The 22,374-nt window shown below is 71.1% G+C and carries 35 protein-coding genes; 19 read left to right on the top strand and 16 right to left on the bottom strand.

The features are described 5' to 3' along the window. Window position 1 precedes the first annotated feature (1 nt). The 3 genes from KUG39_RS06845 (at window position 2) to KUG39_RS06835 (ending at window position 2,015) form a co-directional block, all read left to right on the top strand. Complete coding sequence (locus tag KUG39_RS06845; protein WP_190611372.1) at window positions 2-655, top strand: MSMEG_0567/Sll0786 family nitrogen starvation N-acetyltransferase; 654 nt, start codon at window positions 2-4, stop codon at window positions 653-655. Continuing rightward, entirely contained in the window at window positions 652-1,650 is a 999-nt protein-coding gene (locus KUG39_RS06840; RefSeq protein ID WP_216914005.1) for a sll0787 family AIR synthase-like protein, read from the top strand. The genes KUG39_RS06845 and KUG39_RS06840 overlap by 4 nt, the downstream gene beginning before the upstream one ends. An 89-nt stretch (window positions 1,651-1,739) precedes the next feature. Beyond that, window positions 1,740-2,015 (top strand): MSMEG_0570 family nitrogen starvation response protein, encoded by a 276-nt coding sequence (locus KUG39_RS06835; protein ID WP_094585866.1) that lies wholly within the window; start codon window positions 1,740-1,742, stop codon window positions 2,013-2,015. A 13-nt stretch (window positions 2,016-2,028) separates the two neighbouring features. Here the strand turns inward: KUG39_RS06835 and KUG39_RS06830 are convergent, their stop codons facing one another. Further along, entirely contained in the window at window positions 2,029-2,604 is a 576-nt protein-coding gene (locus KUG39_RS06830) for a TMEM175 family protein (protein ID WP_190611369.1), read from the bottom strand. Window positions 2,605-2,839: 235 nt separating this feature from the next. Here KUG39_RS06830 and KUG39_RS06825 point away from each other — a divergent pair, with 235 nt between their 5' ends. Together KUG39_RS06825 and KUG39_RS06820 are read left to right on the top strand one after the other, a co-directional pair. Beyond that, on the top strand, window positions 2,840-3,166 hold the full coding sequence (locus tag KUG39_RS06825) for a CsbD family protein (protein ID WP_233133961.1): 327 nt from the start codon (window positions 2,840-2,842) through the stop codon (window positions 3,164-3,166). Window positions 3,167-3,230: 64 nt separating this feature from the next. Further along, window positions 3,231-3,377 carry a lmo0937 family membrane protein gene (locus KUG39_RS06820; protein ID WP_143594130.1) on the top strand — a complete coding sequence of 49 codons (147 nt, stop codon included), beginning with the start codon at window positions 3,231-3,233 and terminating at the stop codon, window positions 3,375-3,377. A gap of 19 nt (window positions 3,378-3,396) precedes the next feature. Here KUG39_RS06820 and KUG39_RS06815 read toward each other — a convergent pair whose 3' ends face one another. Beyond that, a complete protein-coding gene (locus KUG39_RS06815; protein ID WP_158219548.1) occupies window positions 3,397-4,203 on the bottom strand; it encodes a sigma-70 family RNA polymerase sigma factor in 807 nt (268 codons plus the stop codon). A gap of 182 nt (window positions 4,204-4,385) precedes the next feature. Here KUG39_RS06815 and KUG39_RS06810 point away from each other — a divergent pair, with 182 nt between their 5' ends. After that, the gene (locus KUG39_RS06810; RefSeq protein ID WP_094585869.1) at window positions 4,386-4,577 is read left to right on the top strand and encodes a Thivi_2564 family membrane protein; all 192 of its coding nucleotides are present in this window, start codon (window positions 4,386-4,388) and stop codon (window positions 4,575-4,577) included. A 22-nt stretch (window positions 4,578-4,599) separates the two neighbouring features. Here the strand turns inward: KUG39_RS06810 and KUG39_RS06805 are convergent, their stop codons facing one another. Continuing rightward, a complete protein-coding gene (locus KUG39_RS06805; RefSeq protein WP_233133962.1) occupies window positions 4,600-5,127 on the bottom strand; it encodes a DUF3122 domain-containing protein in 528 nt (175 codons plus the stop codon). Between the two features lie 127 nt (window positions 5,128-5,254). On the opposite strand from KUG39_RS06805, the gene psbA reads away from it, so the two are divergent. From psbA to KUG39_RS06785, 4 genes are all read left to right on the top strand, one after another. Beyond that, window positions 5,255-6,334: a photosystem II q(b) protein gene (gene psbA / locus KUG39_RS06800; protein ID WP_216914007.1), complete on the top strand. Its 1,080-nt coding sequence runs from the start codon at window positions 5,255-5,257 to the stop codon at window positions 6,332-6,334. Between the two features lie 108 nt (window positions 6,335-6,442). Continuing rightward, a complete protein-coding gene (locus KUG39_RS06795; protein ID WP_216914009.1) occupies window positions 6,443-6,976 on the top strand; it encodes a cytochrome b/b6 domain-containing protein in 534 nt (177 codons plus the stop codon). A 112-nt stretch (window positions 6,977-7,088) separates the two neighbouring features. Further along, a complete protein-coding gene (locus KUG39_RS06790; protein WP_216914011.1) occupies window positions 7,089-7,319 on the top strand; it encodes an AbrB/MazE/SpoVT family DNA-binding domain-containing protein in 231 nt (76 codons plus the stop codon). Continuing rightward, window positions 7,319-7,720: a PIN domain-containing protein gene (locus tag KUG39_RS06785; protein WP_094585873.1), complete on the top strand. Its 402-nt coding sequence runs from the start codon at window positions 7,319-7,321 to the stop codon at window positions 7,718-7,720. Before KUG39_RS06790 ends, KUG39_RS06785 begins: the two co-directional genes overlap by 1 nt. 51 nt (window positions 7,721-7,771) lie before the next feature. On the opposite strand, the gene KUG39_RS06780 is transcribed toward KUG39_RS06785, so the two are convergent. After that, window positions 7,772-8,026, bottom strand: a complete 255-nt coding sequence (locus KUG39_RS06780) for a Txe/YoeB family addiction module toxin (RefSeq protein ID WP_216914013.1) — start codon at window positions 8,024-8,026, stop codon at window positions 7,772-7,774. Continuing rightward, window positions 8,023-8,292, bottom strand: coding sequence for a type II toxin-antitoxin system Phd/YefM family antitoxin (locus KUG39_RS06775; protein WP_286193008.1), 270 nt, complete (start codon window positions 8,290-8,292; stop codon window positions 8,023-8,025). The genes KUG39_RS06780 and KUG39_RS06775 overlap by 4 nt, the downstream gene beginning before the upstream one ends. A 115-nt stretch (window positions 8,293-8,407) precedes the next feature. On the opposite strand from KUG39_RS06775, the gene KUG39_RS06770 reads away from it, so the two are divergent. Beyond that, a complete protein-coding gene (locus tag KUG39_RS06770) occupies window positions 8,408-8,656 on the top strand; it encodes a FitA-like ribbon-helix-helix domain-containing protein (protein WP_216914015.1) in 249 nt (82 codons plus the stop codon). Further along, on the top strand, window positions 8,653-9,054 hold the full coding sequence (locus tag KUG39_RS06765; protein ID WP_216914017.1) for a type II toxin-antitoxin system VapC family toxin: 402 nt from the start codon (window positions 8,653-8,655) through the stop codon (window positions 9,052-9,054). Before KUG39_RS06770 ends, KUG39_RS06765 begins: the two co-directional genes overlap by 4 nt. Window positions 9,055-9,072: 18 nt before the next feature. On the opposite strand, the gene KUG39_RS06760 is transcribed toward KUG39_RS06765, so the two are convergent. Both KUG39_RS06760 and KUG39_RS06755 read right to left on the bottom strand, forming a co-directional pair. After that, window positions 9,073-9,441 (bottom strand): hypothetical protein, encoded by a 369-nt coding sequence (locus tag KUG39_RS06760; protein ID WP_216914019.1) that lies wholly within the window; start codon window positions 9,439-9,441, stop codon window positions 9,073-9,075. 52 nt (window positions 9,442-9,493) lie between these two features. Next, on the bottom strand, window positions 9,494-9,670 hold the full coding sequence (locus tag KUG39_RS06755; protein ID WP_216914021.1) for a hypothetical protein: 177 nt from the start codon (window positions 9,668-9,670) through the stop codon (window positions 9,494-9,496). Between the two features lie 56 nt (window positions 9,671-9,726). Here KUG39_RS06755 and KUG39_RS06750 point away from each other — a divergent pair, with 56 nt between their 5' ends. From KUG39_RS06750 to KUG39_RS06730, 5 genes are read left to right on the top strand one after another with little or no spacing between them, the layout of a single operon-like run. Continuing rightward, the gene (locus KUG39_RS06750; RefSeq protein ID WP_181280100.1) at window positions 9,727-9,945 is read left to right on the top strand and encodes a CopG family ribbon-helix-helix protein; all 219 of its coding nucleotides are present in this window, start codon (window positions 9,727-9,729) and stop codon (window positions 9,943-9,945) included. 5 nt (window positions 9,946-9,950) lie between these two features. After that, window positions 9,951-10,355 (top strand): putative toxin-antitoxin system toxin component, PIN family, encoded by a 405-nt coding sequence (locus KUG39_RS06745; RefSeq protein ID WP_216914023.1) that lies wholly within the window; start codon window positions 9,951-9,953, stop codon window positions 10,353-10,355. Beyond that, a complete protein-coding gene (gene pdxH, locus KUG39_RS06740; RefSeq protein WP_216914025.1) occupies window positions 10,352-10,999 on the top strand; it encodes a pyridoxamine 5'-phosphate oxidase in 648 nt (215 codons plus the stop codon). Before KUG39_RS06745 ends, pdxH begins: the two co-directional genes overlap by 4 nt. Window positions 11,000-11,043: 44 nt before the next feature. Next, window positions 11,044-12,165 carry an MBL fold metallo-hydrolase gene (locus tag KUG39_RS06735; protein ID WP_216914027.1) on the top strand — a complete coding sequence of 374 codons (1,122 nt, stop codon included), beginning with the start codon at window positions 11,044-11,046 and terminating at the stop codon, window positions 12,163-12,165. Between the two features lie 57 nt (window positions 12,166-12,222). Further along, entirely contained in the window at window positions 12,223-12,774 is a 552-nt protein-coding gene (locus KUG39_RS06730) for a rhodanese-like domain-containing protein (protein WP_216914029.1), read from the top strand. On the opposite strand, the gene KUG39_RS06725 is transcribed toward KUG39_RS06730, so the two are convergent. Further along, window positions 12,760-13,407 (bottom strand): methyltransferase domain-containing protein, encoded by a 648-nt coding sequence (locus tag KUG39_RS06725; RefSeq protein ID WP_216914031.1) that lies wholly within the window; start codon window positions 13,405-13,407, stop codon window positions 12,760-12,762. The two genes, KUG39_RS06730 and KUG39_RS06725, sit on opposite strands and share 15 nt — an antisense overlap. Before the next feature lie 47 nt (window positions 13,408-13,454). Here KUG39_RS06725 and KUG39_RS06720 point away from each other — a divergent pair, with 47 nt between their 5' ends. Together KUG39_RS06720 and KUG39_RS17570 are read left to right on the top strand one after the other, a co-directional pair. Next, window positions 13,455-14,618, top strand: coding sequence for an exonuclease SbcCD subunit D (locus KUG39_RS06720; RefSeq protein WP_216914033.1), 1,164 nt, complete (start codon window positions 13,455-13,457; stop codon window positions 14,616-14,618). Further along, window positions 14,615-17,635, top strand: coding sequence for an AAA family ATPase (locus KUG39_RS17570; RefSeq protein WP_216918263.1), 3,021 nt, complete (start codon window positions 14,615-14,617; stop codon window positions 17,633-17,635). Before KUG39_RS06720 ends, KUG39_RS17570 begins: the two co-directional genes overlap by 4 nt. 10 nt (window positions 17,636-17,645) lie before the next feature. On the opposite strand, the gene KUG39_RS06710 is transcribed toward KUG39_RS17570, so the two are convergent. The 8 genes from KUG39_RS06710 to KUG39_RS06675 all read right to left on the bottom strand — a co-directional run bounded on the left by KUG39_RS06710 (window position 17,646) and on the right by KUG39_RS06675 (window position 22,328). Next, window positions 17,646-18,305, bottom strand: a complete 660-nt coding sequence (locus KUG39_RS06710) for a Na(+)/H(+) antiporter subunit B (protein WP_216913759.1) — start codon at window positions 18,303-18,305, stop codon at window positions 17,646-17,648. After that, window positions 18,302-18,826: a hydrogenase subunit MbhD domain-containing protein gene (locus tag KUG39_RS06705; protein WP_216913757.1), complete on the bottom strand. Its 525-nt coding sequence runs from the start codon at window positions 18,824-18,826 to the stop codon at window positions 18,302-18,304. Before KUG39_RS06705 ends, KUG39_RS06710 begins: the two co-directional genes overlap by 4 nt. Continuing rightward, window positions 18,823-19,122 (bottom strand): monovalent cation/H(+) antiporter subunit G, encoded by a 300-nt coding sequence (locus KUG39_RS06700; RefSeq protein ID WP_216913755.1) that lies wholly within the window; start codon window positions 19,120-19,122, stop codon window positions 18,823-18,825. Before KUG39_RS06700 ends, KUG39_RS06705 begins: the two co-directional genes overlap by 4 nt. Next, window positions 19,119-19,367: a hypothetical protein gene (locus KUG39_RS06695; RefSeq protein ID WP_015109571.1), complete on the bottom strand. Its 249-nt coding sequence runs from the start codon at window positions 19,365-19,367 to the stop codon at window positions 19,119-19,121. The genes KUG39_RS06700 and KUG39_RS06695 overlap by 4 nt, the downstream gene beginning before the upstream one ends. Then, on the bottom strand, window positions 19,364-19,780 hold the full coding sequence (locus tag KUG39_RS06690; protein ID WP_286192983.1) for a Na+/H+ antiporter subunit E: 417 nt from the start codon (window positions 19,778-19,780) through the stop codon (window positions 19,364-19,366). The genes KUG39_RS06695 and KUG39_RS06690 overlap by 4 nt, the downstream gene beginning before the upstream one ends. After that, a complete protein-coding gene (locus tag KUG39_RS06685) occupies window positions 19,777-21,261 on the bottom strand; it encodes a proton-conducting transporter transmembrane domain-containing protein (protein WP_216913753.1) in 1,485 nt (494 codons plus the stop codon). The genes KUG39_RS06690 and KUG39_RS06685 overlap by 4 nt, the downstream gene beginning before the upstream one ends. Further along, on the bottom strand, window positions 21,261-21,647 hold the full coding sequence (locus KUG39_RS06680; protein WP_216913751.1) for an NADH-quinone oxidoreductase subunit K: 387 nt from the start codon (window positions 21,645-21,647) through the stop codon (window positions 21,261-21,263). Before KUG39_RS06680 ends, KUG39_RS06685 begins: the two co-directional genes overlap by 1 nt. Before the next feature lie 84 nt (window positions 21,648-21,731). Then, window positions 21,732-22,328, bottom strand: coding sequence for a hypothetical protein (locus KUG39_RS06675; RefSeq protein WP_216913749.1), 597 nt, complete (start codon window positions 22,326-22,328; stop codon window positions 21,732-21,734). Between the last annotated feature and the right edge of the window lie 46 nt (window positions 22,329-22,374).

Here is a 22,374-nt window from a genome sequence, read left to right as displayed (position 1 = left end):
CATGTTCTTCATCGACCCCTCCAGCCACGACATCGGCCGCAGCGCCAGCTCGGCGCCGGCCGCCTTCACCCCCTCGGTGCGGCGGGGGGTGGCGATCGAGGCCGAGGACTTCCGGCTCTCGCCCACGGCCAGCTCCCAGCGCTTCTCCTTCCATCTGCTGCGGCGCGGCACGCCCCTGGAGGAGGGCTACTGGCAGCTGCGCAGCGCCATCTTCTGCCAGGAGCAGCACCTGTTCGAAGACTCCGACCGGGATGAGAAGGATGGCCACGCCTATCCCATCGCCGCCCTCGACCACAGCGCCGGCAGTGGCAGCGGCGTGATTGGGGTGGTGCGGATCCTGGAGGAGCGGCCCCGCCTCTGGTACGGCGGCCGGCTCGGGGTGCACGGCGACCACCGCCGCCACAACCAGATCGGCAAGGGCCTGATCTGGAAGGCGGTGACAACGGCCAACGGCTGGGGCTGCGATCGCTTCCTGGCCACGGTGCAGCTCCAGAACGTGCGCTTCTTCCAGCGCCTGCACTGGACCTCCATCGACACCCTGGAGATCCGCGGCCTGCCCCACCACCTGATGGAGGCCGATCTCTCCTATTACCAGCCCGGCCTGGAGCGGCGCCCCCTGGCGGCGGGCGAGGTGGCGGGGGTGGCGGCGGCGTGAGTCGTCCCGGGCCGCAGGATCCTGACCTGGCGGCCCTGGCCGCCCGGCTGCGCCAGCTCAGCGGCCTCACCGGCAAGACCGACATCCAGCCCCCGGCAGCCACCTTTCCCCACCAGCCCTTTCCCGCCCTGGGGCCCGCCGCCGCCCTCGGCGACGACGCCGCCCTGCTGCCGGCGGTGGCCACGCCGCTGCTCCTGGCCAGTGAGGGCCTGGACCCGGCCCTGGTGGCCAACGACCCCTGGTTCGCGGGCTGGTGCGGGGTGCTGGTGAACCTCAGCGACATCGCGGCCATGGGCGGCACCCCGATCGCGGTGGTGAACAGCCTCTGGTGCCGCAGCGCCGCCCAGGCGGAACCGATCCTGGCCGGCCTGCGCCGGGCCTCGGAGGTGTTCGGGGTGCCGGTGGTGGGCGGCCACACCAACCTGCACAGCCCCTACGACGCCCTGGCGGTGGCGGTGCTGGGCACGGCCGCCGGCCCGGTGCTCTCGGCCCGCGCCGCCCGTCCCGGCGACCACTGCCACCTGCTGATCGACCCGAACGGCGGCTTCCGCGGCGCCTCCCTCTGCTGGGATGCGGCCACCGACGCCGAACCGGCCCGGCTGCGGCGCCAGCTGGCCCTGATGGCGGAACTGGCGGCCGACGCCAGCGTCCATGCCGCCAAGGACATCAGCATGGGCGGCCTGGTGGGCACCGCCGCGATGTTCTGCGAAGCGGCGGACTGCGGCCTGAGCCTGGATCTGGGGGCAATCCAGCCCCCCGAGGGGGTGGCGCTGGAGCCCTGGCTCACCTGCTTCCCCAGCTTCGGCTTCCTGCTGGCCGCCCGGCCCGATCAGGAGAACCGGCTGGCGGAGCGGGTGGCCGCCTGCGGCGGCCTGCTGCTGGCGCGGATCGGCACGTTCATGGCGGAGCGCCGGCTGGTGCTGGAGGCAGGGGGTCAGCTGCAGGAGATCTGGCGCGGTGAGACCCCGCTCACGGGCTTTGGGGCGCTGGCGTGATCAAGCTGCCGTGATCGTGCTGTCGTGATCGTCACCGCAGCCGGGGCGGCCCCGGCCCACAATCCTGCCAATGGGTGGTGGGGGGCGCCATGCCGGAAGTGGAGCTGACGCTGGAATGGCCGGATGGGGGCAGGAGCCGCCTCTATTCCCCGTCCACGGTGATCCTCGAGCACCTCGCCCCGGGCCAGACCGTGACGGTGGCGGAGCTGCGCACCAAGGGGACCTTGGCGCTGCGGCAGGCCTCCGAGCGGGTGCGGGCCCGCTACGGCTTCGCCTGCACCCGGGCCGATGAGGAGGAACGGCGCCTGCTGGAGCAGGCGGCAGCCTTCGCCGCCGAAGAGCTGGTCAGCGTCCAGGCCGCCTGATTGGCCGGAGCGCCTAGTCGGAGAGCACCCGCTCGATGCGCCGATCGGGGACCAGCCACATCAGGGCCACCAGCGCATAGACGGCCTGGCCAACGGCCGGAGAGCGCAGGCTGGCCAGCATCGCCACCAGATAGAGGCTCAGGGAGGTGTGTCCCTTCCAGTCGCGGCCCACGGCCCGGCGCAGCAGGGAGTCGGGGCCCTGGCTGGCGATGATCCGGCCCTGAAGGATGAAATAGGCGAGGGCCGCCATCACCATCACGGCGCCATAGAGGAACGCAGGAGCGATCGCCCGGTGGTTCTGGCCCATCCAGCCGGTGGCGAAGGGCACCAGCGACAACCAGAACAGCAGATGCAGGTTGGCCAGCAGCACCGGGCCGCTGACACGCTGCAGGGTGTGCAGCATGTGGTGGTGGTTGTTCCAGTAGATGCCGATATAGATGAAGCTCAGCAGATAGCTCAGGAAGACGGGGATCAGGGGCACCAGGGCCGCCGGTTGGGTGTCGTGGGGCACCTTGATCTCCAGCACCATGATCGTGATGACGATGGCCAGCACACCGTCGCTGAAGGCCTCCAGGCGGGTGGTGTTCATGGGGGCCCGTGAGTGGATCTGGCTGCTTATGGCAGAAACGACGCAGAGTGCTGCAGAAAGGACATGAATCGCTACATCGTCCAGACAGCCTGGCACCACTCAACAGGTGAGAGATGCCGCCTCCTGCCGCCGCAGATGGGGAGAAAAGAAATCTTCGCGGGGCTCCGCGCTCCGTAGAGAAGGGTTGACCACCTCGAAGCAAGATCCGATGAGATGTCGCATCCGCAGACGCCTGTTGACGCTGGCCTCCATGGCCGCCCTGGTTGTCTCCCTGATGATCCAGTGGCCAGCCACGGCCATGGCCAGCCATGCCCCCTCTCTCACCCCCGTCGCTATCGCCACCATGTCCAACAAGATGAACGCCAAAGCCAAGGAAGCCGAAGGCAAGATGGAATCGGCCTATGGCGAAATCACCGGTGACACGGGTCACCAGGTGAAGGGCAAAGCCAAGCAGGTGCAGGCCTCCGCGATGAACGCGGCCGAAGTTGTCAAGGACGGCACCAAGGCCGCGGCCCGCAAGGCCAGTGATGCCGCCGACAAACTGGCCGACAAGATCAAGTAACCGGCCCATTCACCTACGCGTCCCTGACGCGTCACCAACGCATCACCATTGAAAGGAGGACCCCATGCTGGAATCACTCGCCGTCATTCTGGTGATTCTCTGGCTGCTCGGATTGGTGACGTCTTACACCATGGGCGGCCTGATCCATCTGCTTCTGGTCATTGCCCTGATCGTGATTGCGGCCCGACTGATCAGTGGTCGGACCGTATGACAGGCCCTCGGCGCACGGATCAGGCTTCCTCGGCCAGACATCCCCGCATCTTCAACAGGGCCTTGCGCTCCAGATGCTGCACCTTGTGCTTGGACAGGCCGATGCCCTCGCCGATCTTCGCCAGCGACGGGGAATCGGCGCCGGCATAGCGAAGACGTAGCACCCGGCGCTCCAGAGGGGACAACTGGAGCAGGGCACGGTGCAGCCACAGGTAATCGTCCTGAAGGCCGGGCTCGCTGGGATCGCCGATCAGATCCGTCAGGCTCACCTCCCCGTCGGTGCTGCCCAGGGTCTGGTCGAGGGAGAGGGTCTGCAGGTCGTGGGAGGCCTGAAGCACGGTCTCCAGCCGTCTCGGGCTCTCCCCCAGCTGGACGCCGATCGAGGCCAGCGTCAGGGGCTCCGGGGAGGCTTGGCGCAGGGCATGCACCTTGCGGGCCAGGGCCGCCATCTGGGGCGGGATCCGGATCAGACCGGCCGTTTCCTGGAGATGGCGGTGCACCGCCTGGCGGATCCACCAGGAGCCGTAGGTGGAGAACCTGTAGCCGCGCTCGGGCAGGAAGCGCTCCACCGCATGGATCAGGCCGAGGTTGCCGGCCTGCACCAGATCCATCGGATCCAGATGCATCTGGCGGATGCGGTTGTGCTGCTGCTTGCAGATCGACACCACCAGGCGCAGGTTGCCCGTGACCATGCGGGCGAAGGCGCGGCGGCCTCGCCGTTCCTCGCTGGGGGCAGGGGCCGGCTGGGAGCGCCAGTCCTGCACCAGGGCGCCGAGATGCAATTCCTCGGCGGGCGTCAGCAGGGGGATACGACCAATGCTGCGCAAATAGTCCCCAAAACAATCTGACATGGCGACCAGAAAAGGGGGCACCTACGAGTTTAGGAATGACAGAGACATCGTCATAATCGACATTCGGTTCTGCGGCAGATCTGCAGCATCCAGATGCATAGACCTATGGAGATATAGCCTAATTTTTGTATCCGTTGCAACCCACAGGAGAACGCACCATGACGCTGATTTCGCTCATCATCACCCTGATCGTCGTCGGGGTTCTGCTGTGGCTCGTCAACAACTACATCCCCATGGACGGGAAGATCAAACGCATCCTGAACATTGTCGTGGTGGTCGCCGTTGTGGTGTGGCTCCTCAACATCCTGGGTCTGATGGATTCACTGCGCAGCATCCGCATCGGCCGCTGACGAACGGCCGTCGCCGGCAGCCTCAGCCGTCGACCACGGCGCTGGGCATCGCGTGCAGGGCCTGGGTCTCCTCCGGGCCCAGCACCAGCTCCGTCGATTCCTCTCCCGCCAGGGGCAGGCTGAGCACCAGGGGCAGGGCGTCGCTCGGGCGGGGCAGCAGGTCCGCCATGTCGAACTGGGCCGAGCTCTCCGGCAGGGCCCCGGCCCCGACCGCCACCAGCTCCTCACTGCGGTTGGCCAGGGTCCAGGAGCCGCCGACGCCGTCGCTGAGCAGCAGGGGCCGGCTGTGGTCGACGGCGATGCCCGGGGTGAGGGCGCTGAGGCGCAGGCGCTCGCCGCTGGGGTAGGCGGGATCGGGCTGCTCGAAGATCCTCATCGACCAGCGGTTGTCGCCCCGGTCGCGCAGGCTCCAGCGCTGGCCGTCGTCGGCCCGGGCCAGGCCGGGCGCCAGGGTCAGCAGCAGCACCAGGAGCAGGGCCGCCAACGACGCCAGCCAGGGCCGCACGCCGCTGCCGGGGGAGCCCGAAACAGGTTGAGCAGAAGCACGCATGGGGAGCAGCCCCGATCGGGGATCGTTCAACGTTATCGTTTTATCGTCCGGCAGCGGCAAGCGACATGGCCGCAAGGCGATCTCGCCGCCCTTCGCTCCCGGTCTGTCCATCTTCGGATGTCCTGCCATGACTCTCACCACCCTGTCGCGTTCCGGGGTCCATCCCTGGGATCGCTTCAAGAATTGGGTCACCAGCACCGAGAACCGCCTCTACGTGGGCTGGTTCGGCGTACTGATGATCCCCACCCTGCTCACGGCCACCGTCTGCTTCGTCATCGCCTTCATCGGCGCCCCGCCCGTCGACATCGACGGCATCCGCGAGCCCGTCTCCGGCGGCCTGCTCTACGGCAACAACATCATCACCGCCGCCGTCGTGCCCTCGAGCAACGCCATCGGCCTGCACTTCTACCCCATCTGGGAAGCCGCCAGCCTCGACGAGTGGCTCTACAACGGCGGCCCCTACCAGCTGATCATCTTCCACTTCCTGATCGGCATCTTCTGCTGGATGGGCCGGGAGTGGGAGCTCAGCTACCGCCTGGGCATGCGCCCCTGGATCGCCGTGGCCTACTCCGCCCCGGTGGCCGCCGCCACCGCCGTGCTGCTGATCTACGCCATCGGCCAGGGCTCCTTCTCCGATGCCATGCCCCTGGGCATCTCCGGCACCTTCAACTTCATGCTGGTGCTGCAGGCCGAGCACAACGTGCTCATGCACCCCTTCCACATGCTCGGGGTGGTGGGCATCTTCGGCGGCGCCCTGTTCTCGGCCATGCATGGCTCGCTCGTCACCAGCTCCCTGGTACGGGAGACCACCGAAACCGAGTCCCAGAACCGGGGCTACAAGTTCGGCCAGGAGGAGGAGACCTACAACATCGTGGCCGCCCACGGCTACTTCGGCCGGCTGATCTTCCAGTACGCCTCCTTCAACAACAGCCGCAGCCTCCATTTCCTTCTGGCCGCCTGGCCGGTGGTGGGGATCTGGTTCGCGGCTCTTGCGGTGGTGAGCTTTTCGTTCAACCTCAACGGGCTGAACTTCAACCACTCGATCCTGGATCACCAGGGCCGCGTGGTCGACACCTGGGCCGACATTCTCAACCGCGGCGGCCTGGGCATCGAGGCGATGCACGAGCGCAACGTGCACAACTTCCCCCTCGATCTGGCGGCCGCCGCCAGCACCCCCGTGGCCCTCACGGCGCTGTCGATCGGTTAGTGGGGCTTTGAACCCCGCCCAGCCATCGGCGCCCTGAGCACCTGCCGGGCCCGGAGCGATCCGGGCCCTTTTGCCGTGACACGCTATTGATCTCCGCCGGCTGACGCGATGGCCCGCCCCCCCTACCAACCCTCCCTGCTGCGGCTGACCCACGGGGTCACGGCGTTGCTGGTGCTGGCCGCCTGGCTGAGCGGTCTGTTCGTCTACAGCCGCTACGACGGCCGCTGGGGACGGCTGCCCTTCACCCCCGGCGGCAACTGGATCGACCTGCACGGCCAGGCGGGCTTTCTGCTGCTGCCCCTGGGCCTGGTCTTCGCCGCCTACGCCCTCACCCTGGGGCGGGCACGCCTGCGGCGAGCCACCAACGCCATGGCCCTGGGGGCCCTGGTGCTGGCGGTGGCCACCGGCAAGCTGATGCAGGAGGACTGGCTACGGGACGGCCAGCTGCACCACCTGGCCTACAGCCTGCACCTGGTGGCCTGGCTGCTGATGGGCCTGGCGGTGGTGCTGCACGTGGGCGACAGCCTGCGGCTGGGGGGCACGCCGCTGCTGACCTCGATGGCGAGCACGAGCCTGCGCCAGGGCGACCTGCCGGGGGACTGGCCGGGCCAGGTGCGGCGGTTTCTGAAGCGGGGGGGCTGAAGGGCCGGCCCCGAGGACGTGCCTCAGCTGGCCGGGGGTGTGCGCGGCCGTCCCTTCCACATCCGGTCAAGGCCAACTGAATTACGATGACTCAAGAGCAGTAATTCAGGCGATGCGCAGCACCATCACCGCCCGCGGCCAGACGGTGGTTCCGGCCCCGATCCGCGAACGCTTCCAGCTGGGTCCGTCCACGCGGTTGGAATGGATCGTGGAAGGCGACGGGACCATCCGTGTGGTTCCCGTTGCCCTGGATCCGATCACCGCCTTCCGCGGCTCCGGCGCCGGAGGCGCCAGCAGCCGTCTGCTCGCCGATCGCCGCCACGATCGCCAGCAGGAGGCCTGATGGCCGGCCGCTGGCTGCTCGACACCTCCGCCCTGCTGGCCCTGCGCGACAACGAAACCGGCGCGGAGCGCGTCGCGGAACTGCTGCAGCGCTCCCAGGCCCGCCAGGACAGCTGCCTGGTGTGCTTCATGAGCCGCATGGAGTTGCTCTACCGGGTATGGAAGGACGAAGGCGAACGGGTCGCCCGCCTCGCCGATGCCCAGCTGCGCTCCCTGCCCCTGGATTGGGTGGCGGCCAGTGACGCCCTGCTGGACCGGGCGGCGGCCATCAAGGCCACCCATCCCCTCTCCGTGGCCGATGCCTGGATCGCCGCCGCCGCCGAGCAGGAGGGGGCGGTGCTGGTGCACAAGGATCCTGAATTCCGCTCCCTGGCCCACCTTCCCCAGGACTGGCTGGGCTGATAGGGCCTGCTGGGACTGGCCCCAGCAGGTGCGGCGCTTCTGGACGCGGGGTTAATAGTGATACCGAAGCTGGGCCAGCAGGAGAGCGTCACCGTCGACCTTGTAGACCATGCGGTGCTCGTCGTTGATGCGGCGTGACCAGTAGCCAGCGAGCGCGTGTTTCAGCGCTTCCGGCTTGCCGGTGCCTGAAAACGGCGTCCGAGACGCTTCCTTGATCAGTGCGTTGATGCGCTTGAGCAGGACCTTGTCGGTGGCCTGCCAGTGGAGGTAATCCTCCCAGGCCTGCTCAGCGAAGATCAGCCTCATTCGCTGAGGCTCCGCTCCTGGCCCTGGCCCGCGTCCAGGCTGGCCGTCGCCTGCAGCAGACGCCTGGCATTCTCAGGGATCCGCAGCAGATAGGCGGTTTCCTCGAGGGCTTTGAAGTCCTCCAGGGACATCATCACCACCGATTTCTGCCCGTTGCGGGTAATGATCAGCGGCTCATGGTCGGCGCAGACCCGGTTCATGGTCTGGGCCAGGTTGGCGCGGGCCGCCGTGTAGGTGATGGCGTCCATCGGCAGACCTTTCGTCATGTACGCGTTACTGTACGGCTGGCCGAGGGCGCAAGGGGATCCTCCTGACGCTTGGGGGAGGTTCTAGTGCCACCATTTCGGTTGCAGAATGGTTGCCGCTGCCCCGGCAACGGCGATGGCCAGGAGCCTCACCCTCAAGAATCTCCCCGACGACCTCTACGGCCGCCTGAAGCATGCGGCCAGGCAGCATCGCCGCAGCCTCAACAACGAAGCGATCGTGTGCCTGGAAGCGGCCCTTCCGCCCCAGGCCATCACGGCCGCCGAGCGGCTGGAGCAGATCCGGGCCCTGCGCCACAGCCTGCCGACGGAAGCGGCGTTCGCGCCCGACCAGATCGATGCCTTCAAGCGCGAGGGCCGCCCGTGATCGTGGTGGACACCAACGTGGTGGCCCATCTGTTGCTCCCAGGCCCCCAGACCGAGAAGGCTGAGGCACTGCTGCTTCACGACCCTGAATGGGCCGCTCCGGTGCTCTGGCGCAGCGAGCTGCGTAACGTGCTCAGCGGTTACCTGAGACGCGGGCAGCTGGATCACCAGCAGGTGCTGAGGCTCCAGGGCCAGGCGGAAGCGTTGTTGCAAGGCTCGGAAGTAGCGGTGGATTCCGCCGATGTGTTCCGGCTGGTGGAGGCGAGCGACTGCAGCGCCTACGACTGTGAGTTCGTGGCGGCCGCCCTGGCACTCCAGACCCGCCTGATCACCTCCGATCGCCAACTGCTGCGGGCCTTCCCCACGCTGGCGAGCCCGTTGGAGCACGCCGTGCCCTGACACGGGCTCAACAGCGGCTCACAGCGGATCCCCCGGCAGGAAGCGCCGGATGAACAGCTCCAGGGCCATCGGCCCGCAGCGGGGCTGCCAGGTGGTGCCGCCCGGCAGCCGCCGCCAGCAGGCCACCTGCAGCGCGCCGCCGCCGACCAGCAGCTGCACCCGATAGCGGTACTCGGCATCGGCGGCCTGGGCGGGGGCGGCCAGGGGTTCGGCGCCGGGCTGGCTGGCCAGGAAGGCCGCCGCGAAGGCCTCCGGCTCCGTCCCCTGGCGCAGGGCCGTGGCGAAACGCCAGGCGGCGCCGGTGGGGTAGCCGTCGTGGTGGAGATAGAGGTGGCGCTCCGGAACGCCGGGGAAACCGGTGAACGAGTAGACGGCGCGGGTGGCCAAGGGGCTGGGGCGGCTGCACAGGGAAGTGCCACCGGTGTCTCACACTCAGGCGTCACTGAGCCGTTCCACCTTGGGTTTGGGCGATTAAGGGGCTGGACATGTTCTGCGAGTTCAGCTCGCCGTCGTCGCCCTGCTGCAGGGCCTGCAGGCGTTCACGGCGTTCTGCGGCGCTGAGCTTCTTCTGGGTGGAACCCTTCGCAGCGCTGCCGGTGTTGCTGCGGCTGTCCACGCCAGTCGGCCTCCCGTCCACCTGTGCCAGGATCTGGCACAGGTGGCAGGTGTTCCATGCGGGAAAGCATTTCCATCAGCCTGCCGGCGGATCTCAAGGACGAGCTCGACCAGGCCACGGCCGCCGAGGGGATCTCTCGCAGCGATCTGGTCCGCGACGCCCTGCGGGCCTACCTCCTGGCACTCCGCTTCAGGGCCTTGCGGGCCACCATGCGTCCGTACGCAGAGGCCCAAGGGGTCTTCACCGATGAAGACGTCTTCCGCCTGGTGTCGTGAGGCTGGTGCTCGACACCAATGTGCTGCTGGCCGCCTTCCTGTCCCGTGGCGCTTGCCACGATCTGCTTGAGCATGCCCAGCAGCACCATCAGATCGTGCTGTCCGCCTTCATTCTTGAGGAGTTCAGCTCCAAGCTTGCCGGCAAATTTCGTGTGCCAGGGCCTGTCATTGAGGCCGCAACCCAGCTGCTGACGGCGACGGCGGAACTCGTTGTGCCCGTGCCTCTGGCTGCACCCGTCTGCCGCGATCCGGACGACGACTGGATTCTGGCCACGGCCCTGGCTGGTGCCTGTGGCTGTCTCGTTACCGGTGACAAGGATCTCCTCGCCATCGAGGAGCATGCCGGCTGCAGGATCCTCGCCCCAGCGGCGTTCTGGCGCTTCGAGGCCGATCAGTCAGAAGGTCGATGAGCGTGCCCCCCACCGACCCCGCCCAGCTGCGCCGCGACTACCGGCTCCAGGACCTGCGGCGGGGGGATCTGGCGGCCGATCCGGTGGCGCAGTTCCGCCGCTGGTTCGATCAGGCGGTGGCCGCCGCTCTGGACGAGCCGAACGCCATGGTGCTGGGCACCAGCGATGGCGTGCGCCCCAGCGCCCGCACCGTGCTGCTGAAGGCCTTCGACGAACGGGGATTCGTCTTCTTCACCCACTACGAGAGCCGCAAGGCCAGCGAGATCGCCGCCCACCCGGAGGTGAGCCTGCTGTTTCCCTGGTATGGGCTGGAGCGGCAGGTGGCCATCCTGGGCCGGGCCGAGCGGATCAGCGCCGCCGAGTCGCTGGCCTACTTCCTCTCGCGCCCCGTCGGCAGCCGGCTGGGGGCCTGGGTGTCGCAGCAGAGCACCGTGATCGGCTCCCGCTCGATCCTGGAGATGCAGTGGGACGCCATGAAGCGCCGCTTCGCCGATGGCGAGGTGCCGCTGCCGCCGGCCTGGGGCGGCCTGCGAGTGGTGCCGTTCGAGTTTGAGTTCTGGCAGGGCCGCAGCAACCGCCTGCACGATCGCTTCCGCTACCGGCCCGAGGGCGGGGCCTGGACCATCGAGCGCCTGGCCCCCTGAGGGATTATGCGGCTATGCTCATAGCACTTGATGCCCGAGCACCCATGGCTGTCGCGCCCGCGCCCTCCCTGTCCCTCCTCGCTGCCGCCGGGGGTGAGCCGCTGCTGTTCCGCCAGCTGTTCGATGCCGACACCGGCACCTTCACCTATCTGCTGGCGGAGGTGGCCAGCCGCAGGGCCCTGCTGATCGATTCGGTCTTCGAGCGGCACGACCGCGACCTGGCGCTGATCCGGGAACTGGGCCTCGAGCTGGTGGCCGCGATCGACACCCACGCCCATGCCGACCACGTGACCGGCAGCTGGCTGATGCACGAGGCCACCGGCTGCGCCATCGGCCTGGCGGCCAGCGTCGGCGCCGAGAACGTCACCCGCCCCCTGAAGCACGGCGATCGCGTCCTCTTCGGCGGCCGCCATGTGGAGGTGCGCGCCACCCCCGGCCACACCGACGGCTGCCTCACCTTCGTCCTCGACGACCACACGATGGCCTTCACCGGCGACGCCCTGCTGGTGCGCGGCTGCGGCCGCTGCGACTTTCAGCAGGGCAACGCCCACACCCTCTGGGCCTCGATCACCGGGCAGATCCTCACCCTCCCCGACCACTGCCTGCTCTACCCCGGGCACGACTACACCGGCCGCAGCGTCACCTCCGTCACCGAGGAGAAGGCCTTCAACGCCCGCCTCGGCGGCAACGCCACCGAGCGGGACTTCGTGGGCCACATGGAAAACATGCGCCTGCCCCATCCCCACCGGATCGCCCAGGCCCTGCCGGGCAACATGCGCTCCGGCAAGCCCCGCGACGCCAGCGCCGCGCCCGCCTGGGCGCCGATGGCCCGCAGCTATGCCGGGCTGCCCGAACTCAGCCCGGCCTGGGTGGCCGCCCACCGCGGCGATGTCACGGTGCTGGATGTGCGCTCCGCCGAGGAGTTCGACGGGCCCGACGGGCGCGTGGCCGGCAGCCTGCTGATCCCCCTGCCGGAGCTGGAGAGCCGCTCCGGCGAGATCCCCTCAGGTCGCCCGCTGGTGGTGGTCTGCCATTCGGGCAGCCGCTCGGCGCTGGCCACCCAGCAGCTGCTCAAGGCCGGCCGCCAGCAGGTCGCCAACCTCCACGGCGGCCTGAGCCGCTGGGCCGCCGAGGGCTTCCCCCTGGAGGGGGTCGTCCAAGCCTGAAGCGCTTGCCATGTGAATTCCATCCCATTCCTCCCTCCCTCCATGACCCCCACAACCATGACCAGCACACCTGTGACCACCCCCAGCCGCCTGGGCGCCCACGACCTCGCCGAACGGCTGGCCTCCGGTGAGGTCACCGTGATCGATGTGCGCGAGCCGATGGAGTTCGCCACCGGCCACATCGCCGGCAGCCTCAACGTGCCCCTCTCCCGCCTGGCCCAGGCCGACCTGCCCCGCGGTCCACTGGTGCTGGTCTGCCAGAGCGGCAACCGCAGTGGCAAAGGCCTCGCCCAGCTGCTCCAGCAGGGCCATCCCCACCCCGTCGCCGACCTGCTCGGTGGCGTGCCCGCCTGGCAGCAGGCCGGCTTCCCGGTGCGCAAGCTCAAGGGGGCGCCGCTGCCGCTGATGCGCCAGGTGCAGATCGTCGCCGGCAGCCTGGTGCTGCTGGGGGTGATCCTGTCCCAGGCCGTGGCCCCCGGCTGGATCTGGCTGAGCGGCTTCGTGGGCGCCGGGCTCACCTTTGCGGGCCTCTCCGGCTTCTGCGGCATGGCCCGCCTGCTGGCCGTGATGCCCTGGAACCAGGTGTCGCTCGGCTCAGCCCGGGGCTGAGCTGCGGCGCCACAGGCCGATCCATTCGTCCTGGCGCTGGTCCACCGAACCGGTGGCCGGCTCCCAGAGCTCGGCCACCAGGCCCGCCCGGCCCAGCTGGGCGGCCACCACCTCGGGGTCGCTGCCCCAGGGCGGACCGCCCGGGTTGCCGTGGCACCAGAACAGTCCCAGCAGCCAGCCACCCGGCGCCAGCAGCCGGCAGACGGTGGCGATGTAGTCGTCGCGGCGGCCCGGATCGATGGCGCAGAAGCAGGTGTGCTCCACGATCCCCGTCAGGCTTCCGGGCGCCAGACCCGCCGCCGCCAGGGCCTGCTGGTCGAACAGGTCGGCCTGCAGCCAGCGCAGGCCGGGGCGCTCCGGGCCATGGAGGCCGCGGGCTTCCGCAAGGGCCTCGCTGCTGAAATCCAGGCCGATGGCGCTGAAGCCGAGCTGCTCGAGCAGGGCGGCCTCGTGGCCGCGGCCGCAGCCCGGCACCAGCACCCGGCCGGGGGGCCGGGGGGCCAGCGGATGGCTGCGCAGGAACCGCTCCAGCGGCGGAGCCGGCCGGCCCAGTTCCCAGCCGTCCGTGCCCTGCCGGTAGCGCTGGTCCCAGTGGCCTGGCTCAGCGGTGGAGGCCGGCGTGGAGGGGTTCATCGCTCCAGCATGGCCCCCCGCGCCAGGTGTCTCCCTAGCCTGACCTGATGCGCCTGCTGCACACCTCCGACTGGCACCTGGGCCGCAGTTTTCACGGCGCCTCGCTGCTGGAGGAGCAGGAGGAGGCGATCGAGCGGATCGCCCAACTGGCGCGGGAGCATGCCGTCGATGCGGTGCTGATCGCCGGCGACCTCTACGACCGGGCCATCCCGCCGGCTGAGGCGGTGGACCTGTTCAACCGGGCCCTGGCCCAGCTGAGCCGGGATGGCACCGCCGTGGTGGCCATCGCCGGCAACCACGATTCCCATGTGCGGGTGTCGGTGTACGACTCACTGCTCTCGGCCTTCGGGGTGACGGTGCGGGGCGACGTGGGCCGGGCCAGCGAGCCGGTGCTGGTGACACCCCGGGACGGCGGCACGCCAGTGGCCATCTATCCCCTGCCCTACCTGGAGCCGGCGGTGGTCGGGCCGGCCCTGGCCGGGGCACCGGTGCGCCTGCGCCACGAGGAGGTGACCCGCCTGGCCATCGAGCGGATCCACGCCGACCGCCGCGAACGGCCGCCCCACCGTTCGGTGCTGGTGGCCCACACCTTCGTGGCGGGCGGCGAGACGTCGGAATCAGAGCGGGAGCTCACCATCGGCAACGTCGACCGGGTAAGCGTGGCGGCCTTCGAGGGCTTCGATTACGTGGCCCTGGGCCACCTGCACGCCTCCCAGCAGCTGGACGGCCCCCGGGTCGCCTATTCGGGCACTCCGCTGGCCTATTCCTTCTCCGAGGAGCGGCACGTCAAGTCGGTGCGGATCGTGGAGCTGGCCGCCGACGGCACGCCCAGCGTGGAGGTGGTGCCCCTCGGGGTGGGCCGGCGCCTGTGCACCCTGCGGGGGCCAATCGACGAGCTCTGCTCAGACCCTGCCCACGCCGCCGCCAGCGAAGCGCGGGTGCGGGCGATCCTCACCGACGACACCCTGCCCCTGCAGGCCATGGCCCGGCTGCGGGCACGCTTTCCCCACATCGCCGAGCTGCGCCACGAGCCCCCCGAGGTGGCCCGCGCCGGCGAGGCCGAGCGCCACCGCCAGGTGCGCCAGGCCCGTTCGCCGCTGGAGCTGGCCACCGCCTTCTTCACCGACCAGCAGGGCCAGCCGCCCGGCGAGCCGGAGGCTGAGCTGCTGCGGGCGGCCCTGGCGGCGGCGGAACGGGGAGGGGAGCGGTGAAGCCGCACCGGCTCACGATCGAGGCCTTCGGGCCCTACGCCGATCCGGTGGCGATCGACTTCGACGCCCTCGCCGCCGAGGGGCTGTTCCTGATCCACGGCACCACCGGCGCCGGCAAGACCTTCCTGCTCGATGCCCTCTGCTTCGCCCTCTATGGCGAGGTGTCGGGCGACCGCAGCGTCAAGGGGCTGCGCTCCGACCACGCCGCCCCCGGCGCCGTGCCCCGGGTGAGCCTGGAGTTCTCCTGCGGCACCGCCCGCTATCGGGTCGAGCGCACCCCTGCCCACACCGCCCCGAAGGCCCGGGGCCAGGGCACCACCGAGAAGCCACTCCAGGCGGTCCTGTTCCGGCTGGACGCCGGGGCACCGGAGCAGGCCGTGGCGGCGAAGACCACCGAAGTGACCCGGGAGGTGGAAGGCCTGGTAGGGCTCAGCGCCGCCCAGTTCCGCCAGGTGATCCTGCTGCCCCAGGGGCGCTTCGCCGAGGTGCTGCGGGCCAAGGCCGAGGAGCGCGAAGCCCTGCTCAAGACCCTCTTCGACACGGTGATCTACGAACGGGCCGGCTGGTGGCTGGAGGACCGGGCCCGGGAGGCGAAAAACCTGGCGCTGGAGCAGGCCCGGGAGCAGGAGGTGCTGCGGCGCCGGGCGGCCGACGCCTGGGCCCCCCACGCCCCCGAGCCGCCGGAGGGGGCCGAACCGCCTGAGCCACCCGCCGACCAGGCCGGCCTCGAGACGCTGGTGGAGCGGATCGGAGGGGTGGTGCGGGGCACCGAAGCCACCCTGGAGGAGGCCTCTGCCAGCCTGACGGCGGCCCAGGCGGCCCAGGCGGCCCTGGCGGCGCAGGCGGACCGCTTCGACCGGCGCGCCGCCGCCACCACCCTGCTGGGCGAGCTGGAGGCCAAAAAGGAGACGGTGGAGGCGTACCGCCAGAAGCTCGCCCTGGCGGAGCGGGCCGAACGCCTGCGCTCCAGCCTGGGGGCCGAGCAGGGGGCCCGCCAGTCCCTCGCCCTGGTGGAGCAGGGGCTTCAGGAGCAACTGCGCGCCGCACGCCAGGCCAGGGACGTCGCCCAGGCGCTGCCGCCGTCGGTGCTGGGGCTGGATCTGACGGCCCTGCCCAATGCCGAAACCCTCGCCTCGGCCGGCGCCGACCTGGCCGCCCGGGGGGCCGAGGTCCGGGAGCTGGCGAAGAAGGCCGAGGAGGCCGCCCAGGCCGGGAGGGCCGCGGCCGCCGCCAGCCAGCGGGCCGGCGACGCCGAGGCCGGGCGGGCGACGGCCGTCGGCCAGCAGGAGCAGCTGGCGGCGGAGCAGGAGCGGGAACTGGCCCTGCTCAGCCAGTCCCGCAGCGCCCGCGACCAGCTCGAGGGCCTGCAGCGGGCCGCCCGGGAGGCCGAAGGCCGTGCCGTGGCCTCCGAAGCCATCGCCCCTGCCCGGGAGCGACAGCACGCGGCCGAGGCCGCCAGGAATGGCGCCGATCGCCAGGTCAACACGGCGGCCGCCGACCTCAACGAACTGCGGCGGCGCCAGATCGAGGGCATGGCCGCCCGGCTGGCCGGGGAGCTGGCCGCCGGAGCCCCCTGCCCTGTCTGCGGCTCCGCCGACCATCCGGCGCCGGCCCGGCCCTCGGCCGATGCCGTGGACGACGGGGCGATCGCCGCCGCGGAACGGAGCCTGGCCGCGGCCACCCAGGCGGCGCAGGCGGCGGCGGTGGCCCTGGCCAACGCCCAGGCCGCCCTCGCCGCTGTGCTGGAGAAGGCGGGCGACGGCGCCGATCCGCTCGCCGCCCGCCAGGCCGCAGGCAGCGCCGCTGCGGCCCAGCTGGCAGCCCAGACCCTGGCCGACGGTCTGCCGGCGCTGGAGCAGCGAACGGCGGATCGGGAGCAGCAGCGCCAGCAGCTGGCCAAGGCCATCGAGGCGGCCGCCACGGCCATCGCCCTGGAGCAACGGGCCGCCGCCGAGGCCAGACAGCGGCAGCGGACCCTGGCGGAGCAGGTGGCGCGGGAGCTGGGGGAGGGGCTGGAGCCGGGTGCGGTGCTGCGGGCCTTCGGGCCCCTGGAGGCCGCCCTCAAGGCCCTGGTGGCCGGGGCCGGCGCCCACACCCGCGCCAGCAGCGAGCTGGAGCAGGCGGCCCGGCGGCTGGGTCAGGAGCTGGCCGCCTCACCGTTCGCCACGGCGGCGGACGCCGCGGCGGCCCTGCAGGAGGAGAGCTGGCGCCTGAAGCTGGTGGAGCGGATCGCGGCCTACGAGGCGGCGGTGATCGAGCAGCGCAACCTCCTTGCCGCCCCCGATCTGGCCGATCTGCCCGAAGCCCGGCCCGACACCACCGCCGCCGGCGAGGCCGTGACCCGCGCCGATGCGGCCCGCACCCGGGCCGTGGAGCGCCACAGCGAAGCCCGGGCCGCCCAGCGGGAGATCACCCGCCTCACGGCGGAACACCGGGCCGGCGCCACCGCTCTGGCCCAGAAGCAGGAGCGGGCCGAGCGGCTCAGCGCCGTGGCCAACCGCTGCCAGGGCAAGGCGGCCCCCTACATCTCCCTGCAGCGCTGGGTGCTCTCGGCCTACCTCGCCGACATCTGCGGCTACGCCAACCAGCGGCTCACCCTGATGACCTCGGGCCGCTACCAGCTGCGGCTCACCGACGAGGGCGGCCACGGCGGCCGCAAGGCCGGCCTCGGCCTGCGGGTGCTGGATGCTTACACCGGCGAGGAACGGGAGGTGAGCAGCCTCTCGGGCGGCGAAACCTTCCAGGCCTCCCTGGCCCTGGCCCTGGGGGTGGCCGACACGGTGCAGGCCCACGCCGGCGGCGTGCCCCTGGAGGCCCTGTTCATCGACGAGGGCTTCGGCAGCCTCGACCCCGACAACCTGCAGCTGGCCATGGACGAACTCGACCGGCTGCGGGAGGGGGGCCGCATGATCGGCCTGATCAGCCACGTCGGCGCCCTGCGGGAGCGCATCCGCGGCGGCATCGAGGTGATCGCCGGCGAGCGCGGCTCGAGCCTGCGGGTGGGGGTCACGGCCTGACGCGACCTCCCTAGAGCAACCCCCGATGGCGCACGAACAGCTGCACCATCGCCCAGGAGCCCAGGGTCACCTTGACGGCCACCAGCACGTTCAGGAGCGGGATCCAGCTCCCCGAGGCCAGGGTGCCGAAGGTTCCGGCCGGCAGGGGGACCCCAGCGAGGGCGAAGGCGGAGAGGACCACGAAGGCGATCACGGCGGCCTTCTCCCAGAGGTCGGCGCGCCAGCGGCGGTAGAGGCGGTCGGAGAGCCGGGCCGAGCCGCTGATCAGCACCAGGCCGATGGCCGAGCCACCGGCCACGCCCGCCGCGAAGCCGCCGCCCGGAGACAGGTGGCCGCGCAGGGCCAGCTCCACCCCGATCAGGGCCGCCATGGTGGCGCCCAGCTGGCAGAGCACCACCGAGGGCGCGTCCTCGATGGCCCGGATGCTCGTCTTGGTGGGCTCCCCCGCCAGCAGGAAGCGCACCCCGATCGAGGCCAGGGTGAACACCACCACCTCGGCGATGGTGTCGTAGAGGCGGGTGTGCAGGATCACCCCCGACACCAGATTGGGCACGTCGGTCATGGCGGCCAGGGAGGCGATCACCGGGCCGATGGGGGGCGCCGGCGGCAGGGCCGCCCCCAGCGGAGCCAGGCAGAGGGCGGTGGCGGCCAGCAGGTAGAGCCAGGTCATGGCTCCTCCCGCAGCAGCAGTTCACCGCCGCTGCTCTGCCAGCGGCGGAAACCCTCGAGGGCCTGCAGCCGCTTCGCCAGCCGGGGGTTGGTGAGCTCCAGCCGCAGGCCCGGACCGAGCTGGCCGTGGCTCGCGTCGGCCTCGCCGGCTTCCTCCGGCTCCGGCGGCACCAGTCGCAGCCGCAGCGACAGGGGCTCCAGCCAGTCGCGCAGCAGCGCCTGACTGGCGTCGCTGGGGGGATCGTCGGCCGGATAGGACAACCGCAGCGCCATCGAGGACCGCAGCGCCACCGCGTAGAGAGTGGTGGAGAGCAGGGTGCCCACCAGCGCCTCGGTGATCGCCACGTCCGGAGCGCCCAGCAGGGCGTAGAGCAGGGTGGAGACCGACCCCAGGATGCCCCGCAGCACCAGGGTCTGGTAAGGATTCGACTGGCTCACCAGCAGCACGGCGGTGAGCGGCACCAGAGCGGTGATCGGCAGGAGCAGATCCAGCTCCCCCACCAGGGACACGGTGCCGCTCATGGCTCCGGCTCCCGGCGGGAGGCCAGCGAGCAGTTGGCCAGCACGTAGCCGAAGATCGTGTTCCAGAGGATCAGCGCCACCAGGGCCAGCACCAGCAGGGGCCACTGGCCGGGGATCCGCAGCAGCAGGCCGAGCAGCATCAGCGCCGAGCCGAGGGTGTCGGCCACCGAGAGGGCATGCAGCTTGCTCAGGTAGCTGCGGCTCTCCAGCAGGGGCCAGGTGCCCCAGAACCAGAACACCAGTCCGGCCCCGAGCAGCAGCAGGCTGGCGTGATCGGCCAGGACGGCGAGGGTCATCGCTCCGTCCCCCGCAGCAGGTTGGCCAGCAGCAGCAGCCCGGCGTTGCCGGCGCACAGGACGATCACACCGGCCAGGCCCAGCATCCGGTCGCCCCGCACCGCCGATACCACCAGGATGATCAGGGCCACCTTGCTGGCGACGCTGGAGAACGCCGCCAGGCGGTGCCAGACGTCGCTGGGCCGGCAGGCCACTGCGATCGGGATCAGCAGGGCCAGCACCATCCCCCAGAGCAGCACCGTCATGGCGTTGGCCCTCCGGTGCGGCGGGGCGTCAGGGCGTGGATCCGGTAGCGGCGTCCGCCGTCCTCCAGGCCGAGGACGATCGTGAAGGGGGTGAGGGTGATGCGGAACACGTCCAGGAACACGAGCAGGGGGATGGTGCCGTCGGTGGTGGCCTCGCTGAACTCCCCCTCCACCGGCTCGCGGCCGACGATCAGCCGCAGGGCCTCCAGGTAGGCCTGGGGCACGGCCAGCAGGCTGCGCCCCAGGGCCCGCAGCAGGGCACGCAGTGGCAGGGGCCTGGAGTGGGCGCGGGGCAGCAGCAGGGCCACCACCAGCCCGATCAGCAGGTTGATGCGGCTCAGGTCGGCGGTCAGCAGGCACCAGACCGCCAGGCGGAAGCCGGTGGTGAGCAGCAGGGGCAGCAGGCGTCTCATCGGATCCACACCAGCAGACCGGCCCCCACCACACCCATGCCACCCACCAGATCGGGGAAGCCCTCCAGGTCAGGCAGCCGGAACCAGGGGCGGCGCCGCAGGGGCTGCAGCAGCCGGTGCAGCCCCAGCCCGGCCGCCAGCACCAGGGCCGCCTTGGCGGCCGCCGGCAGCAGCGCCGGGCTCCAGGTGCGGGTGGCCTCGGCGGCACCGAGCAGCACCAGCGCCAGCATCAGCAGGATCACCCCCGGCGACCAGGCCGGCTCCGGCGGGGTCATGGCCGCCGGCGGCGGTGCCGGGGCAGCGGCCTGCAGAGGTGCGCCCCAGAGACGCGCGTAGACCGCCGCGGTGCCCACGGTGAGCAGGCTGAGCAGCAGGCCCGTGGGCTCCGGCAGGGCGCGATCCAGCCCCGACTTGGCGAAGAAGCCCAGCAGCGGCGGCACCCCCACGATCGAGAGGGAGCCGATCCACAGCGGGACCCACACGCCGGCAGCCAGGGGCCGGCCGGCCCAGCCGGCCAGGTCGCGGCCGGGGAAGCGGCGGGCCACCAGGAACAGGGCGGCCTTGGCCAGCCCGTGGCCCAGGGCATAGAGCCCTCCGGCAGCGGGCACCAGCACCACCAGGCCCATCTGGGAGAGGGTGCTCCAGGCCAGCAGCCGCTTGGCATCCGCCTCCACCAGGGCGAACAGCAGACCCAGGCCGGCGCTGGCCACCCCGATCAGGGGCAGCACCGCCGCCAGGGCGGGCACCACGCCGCTCAGCCGCAGCAGGGGAACAACCCCGGCGGCCACCACCACGCCGGAGAGAAGGGCGGAGACCTCCGCCGGCGCCTCAGCATGGGTGCGGGGCAGCCACAGACCCGAGAGGAACAACCCGGCCTTGGTGAGCAGCCCGACCAGCAGCAGGGCCAGGGCGGCGGCACCGGCTCCGGCGACGGCCTCGAGCTGGAAACTGCCCTGGGTCAGATAGACGACGGCGGCACCGACCAGGTAGAGGGTCATCACCGTGTTGCCGATCAGCAGGTAACGCAGGGCCAGCCAGAGGGAGCGCTCCGAGCGGCTGGCCAGGATCAGCAGGAAGGCGCTGATCCCCACCACCTCCAGGGTCACGTAGAGGCTCACCAGATCGACCGCCACGAAGGCGGAGGCCAGGCCGCCGTGGAGCACCATCAGCAGCAGCAGGAAGGGGCCGGGCAGGGTCCGGCGCCAGCCGTCGAGCACCACCGCGCCGCAGACCAGGGCATTGAGGAGCAGGAACGGCGCCGCCAGGCCATCGGGCTGCAGCTCGACGCCGTAGGGGCCGAGCAGGCTGAGGCTCGCTGGCAGGGCGCCGGACTGGATCGCCACCGCCACAGCGCCGGTGGCCAGGCAGCAGACCAGGGCCAGCCAGCGGGCCAGGGGGGGCAGCAGGGCAGCCAGAAACGCCGCCGAGTACGGCAGCAGCAGCCAGCCGATCAGGAGGGTCTGGCCGGAGAGGGGCGCCATCAGCGCCGCCCCCCGGCATCGAGGCGACCGGCATCGAAGCTGGCCAGATCGAGGCTGGGGTCGACGCGGGCCAGGCGGGTGATCACCACCAGCAGCAGGGCCTGGATCGAGAGACCGATCACGATCGCCGTGAGGATCACGGCCTGGGGGATCGGGTCGGCCATGGGCACCGGGGCCGTAACCGCCCCGGGGGCGAGGGGCGCCGCCAGGATCGGGCTCAGCAGGCCGGAGCGGGCGGCGACAAGCACGAACAGGGCCACCACGGCGGACCCCATCACGTCCATGGCCAGCACCTTGAGGAACAGGTTGCGGCGCAGCAGCAGGCCGACGAACCCCACCAGCACCGCCACCAGGATCAGGAGCTCAAGCAGCCGAAATGGATCCATCGGACCTTGTATCCCGGAGGACGGCCGGGACACGGAGCGGGATGGTAGCCGTTGCTTCCGGACGCCGACGGTCGGCGCCAGCCCTCAGGCGGAGGTGTGGAACTGCTCCGCCAGCAGGCGGCGCTGGTACTCCACCGACAGGGCCTCGAGGTGGGAGCGGGCCTGCTCCTGAAGGCCTGGATCCAGCTGGTCGAGCACCAGACCCTTGGGCACCCCCATCCGCATCACCAGCGCCAGGGCATCGAAGATGCGCACCTGGTCGCCCTGCCAGCCCTGGTACTCGGCGGCGAGGGCCATCAGGGACTCCCCCGAGGCCTGGCCTTCGATCACCCGGGGCCGCAGCTCCTGCACCTGGGCCAGCCGGGCGGAGCTGATCAGGGCATGGGCGGCGCCCAGGGCCGCCAGGGAATCGGCGGCTTCCCGCTTGAGCACGGTCATGTCCCGGCTGAGCACGGCGGTCTCCACCGACAGGGGCTCCCGCACCCCGGGGCAGAGGGAGGCGACCCGATCGACCGGTGGAGCCGGTGGAGCCGGTGGAGCGGGCGGGCGGACCGGCGCCGGGGCCAGGGGCGGGCTGCTGACGGCCAGCGGGGGCGGCGATGGCTCCTGCCACAGTGCGGCGGCCGCCGCCCGCAGGCGCCGTGCCAGCCATTGCCTGACGTTGGTTGCGAGGCGTGCCATGGACGTGGGCCGATGAGTGGCTTCAATCTGCCCCTCATTCACCGGC

Origin of the sequence: Synechococcus sp. CCAP 1479/10, from assembly GCF_019038515.1 — a bacterium.
Taxonomy (GTDB): Bacteria; Cyanobacteriota; Cyanobacteriia; order PCC-6307; family Cyanobiaceae; genus Cyanobium.
Note: the sequence above shows the minus strand (reverse complement) of the source record. Positions and strands in the feature narration are given on the sequence as shown.

Bases quoted from the DNA above. Each gene is read 5' to 3' on its own strand.
- KUG39_RS06830 (WP_190611369.1), bottom strand. From the start codon at position 2,604: ATGAACACCACCCGCCTGGAGGCCTTCAGCGACGGTGTGCTGGCCATC.
- pdxH (WP_216914025.1), top strand. From the start codon at position 10,352: ATGAGCGTGCCCCCCACCGACCCCGCCCAGCTGCGCCGCGACTACCGG.
- KUG39_RS06710 (WP_216913759.1), bottom strand. From the start codon at position 18,305: ATGACCTGGCTCTACCTGCTGGCCGCCACCGCCCTCTGCCTGGCTCCG.
- KUG39_RS06750 (WP_181280100.1), top strand. From the start codon at position 9,727: ATGCGGGAAAGCATTTCCATCAGCCTGCCGGCGGATCTCAAGGACGAG.
- KUG39_RS06780 (WP_216914013.1), bottom strand. From the start codon at position 8,026: ATGAGGCTGATCTTCGCTGAGCAGGCCTGGGAGGATTACCTCCACTGG.
- psbA (WP_216914007.1), top strand. From the start codon at position 5,255: ATGACTCTCACCACCCTGTCGCGTTCCGGGGTCCATCCCTGGGATCGC.
- KUG39_RS06785 (WP_094585873.1), top strand. From the start codon at position 7,319: ATGGCCGGCCGCTGGCTGCTCGACACCTCCGCCCTGCTGGCCCTGCGC.
- KUG39_RS06795 (WP_216914009.1), top strand. From the start codon at position 6,443: ATGGCCCGCCCCCCCTACCAACCCTCCCTGCTGCGGCTGACCCACGGG.
- KUG39_RS06705 (WP_216913757.1), bottom strand. From the start codon at position 18,826: ATGAGCGGCACCGTGTCCCTGGTGGGGGAGCTGGATCTGCTCCTGCCG.
- KUG39_RS06680 (WP_216913751.1), bottom strand. From the start codon at position 21,647: ATGGATCCATTTCGGCTGCTTGAGCTCCTGATCCTGGTGGCGGTGCTG.
- KUG39_RS06690 (WP_286192983.1), bottom strand. From the start codon at position 19,780: ATGAGACGCCTGCTGCCCCTGCTGCTCACCACCGGCTTCCGCCTGGCG.
- KUG39_RS06685 (WP_216913753.1), bottom strand. From the start codon at position 21,261: ATGGCGCCCCTCTCCGGCCAGACCCTCCTGATCGGCTGGCTGCTGCTG.
- KUG39_RS06805 (WP_233133962.1), bottom strand. From the start codon at position 5,127: ATGCGTGCTTCTGCTCAACCTGTTTCGGGCTCCCCCGGCAGCGGCGTG.
- KUG39_RS06675 (WP_216913749.1), bottom strand. From the start codon at position 22,328: ATGGCACGCCTCGCAACCAACGTCAGGCAATGGCTGGCACGGCGCCTG.
- KUG39_RS06725 (WP_216914031.1), bottom strand. From the start codon at position 13,407: ATGAACCCCTCCACGCCGGCCTCCACCGCTGAGCCAGGCCACTGGGAC.
- KUG39_RS06770 (WP_216914015.1), top strand. From the start codon at position 8,408: ATGGCCAGGAGCCTCACCCTCAAGAATCTCCCCGACGACCTCTACGGC.
- KUG39_RS06775 (WP_286193008.1), bottom strand. From the start codon at position 8,292: ATGACGAAAGGTCTGCCGATGGACGCCATCACCTACACGGCGGCCCGC.
- KUG39_RS06845 (WP_190611372.1), top strand. From the start codon at position 2: ATGTTCTTCATCGACCCCTCCAGCCACGACATCGGCCGCAGCGCCAGC.
- KUG39_RS06700 (WP_216913755.1), bottom strand. From the start codon at position 19,122: ATGACCCTCGCCGTCCTGGCCGATCACGCCAGCCTGCTGCTGCTCGGG.
- KUG39_RS06695 (WP_015109571.1), bottom strand. From the start codon at position 19,367: ATGACGGTGCTGCTCTGGGGGATGGTGCTGGCCCTGCTGATCCCGATC.
- KUG39_RS06735 (WP_216914027.1), top strand. From the start codon at position 11,044: ATGGCTGTCGCGCCCGCGCCCTCCCTGTCCCTCCTCGCTGCCGCCGGG.
- KUG39_RS06790 (WP_216914011.1), top strand. From the start codon at position 7,089: ATGCGCAGCACCATCACCGCCCGCGGCCAGACGGTGGTTCCGGCCCCG.
- KUG39_RS06820 (WP_143594130.1), top strand. From the start codon at position 3,231: ATGCTGGAATCACTCGCCGTCATTCTGGTGATTCTCTGGCTGCTCGGA.
- KUG39_RS06720 (WP_216914033.1), top strand. From the start codon at position 13,455: ATGCGCCTGCTGCACACCTCCGACTGGCACCTGGGCCGCAGTTTTCAC.
- KUG39_RS06730 (WP_216914029.1), top strand. From the start codon at position 12,223: ATGACCAGCACACCTGTGACCACCCCCAGCCGCCTGGGCGCCCACGAC.
- KUG39_RS06810 (WP_094585869.1), top strand. From the start codon at position 4,386: ATGACGCTGATTTCGCTCATCATCACCCTGATCGTCGTCGGGGTTCTG.
- KUG39_RS06835 (WP_094585866.1), top strand. From the start codon at position 1,740: ATGCCGGAAGTGGAGCTGACGCTGGAATGGCCGGATGGGGGCAGGAGC.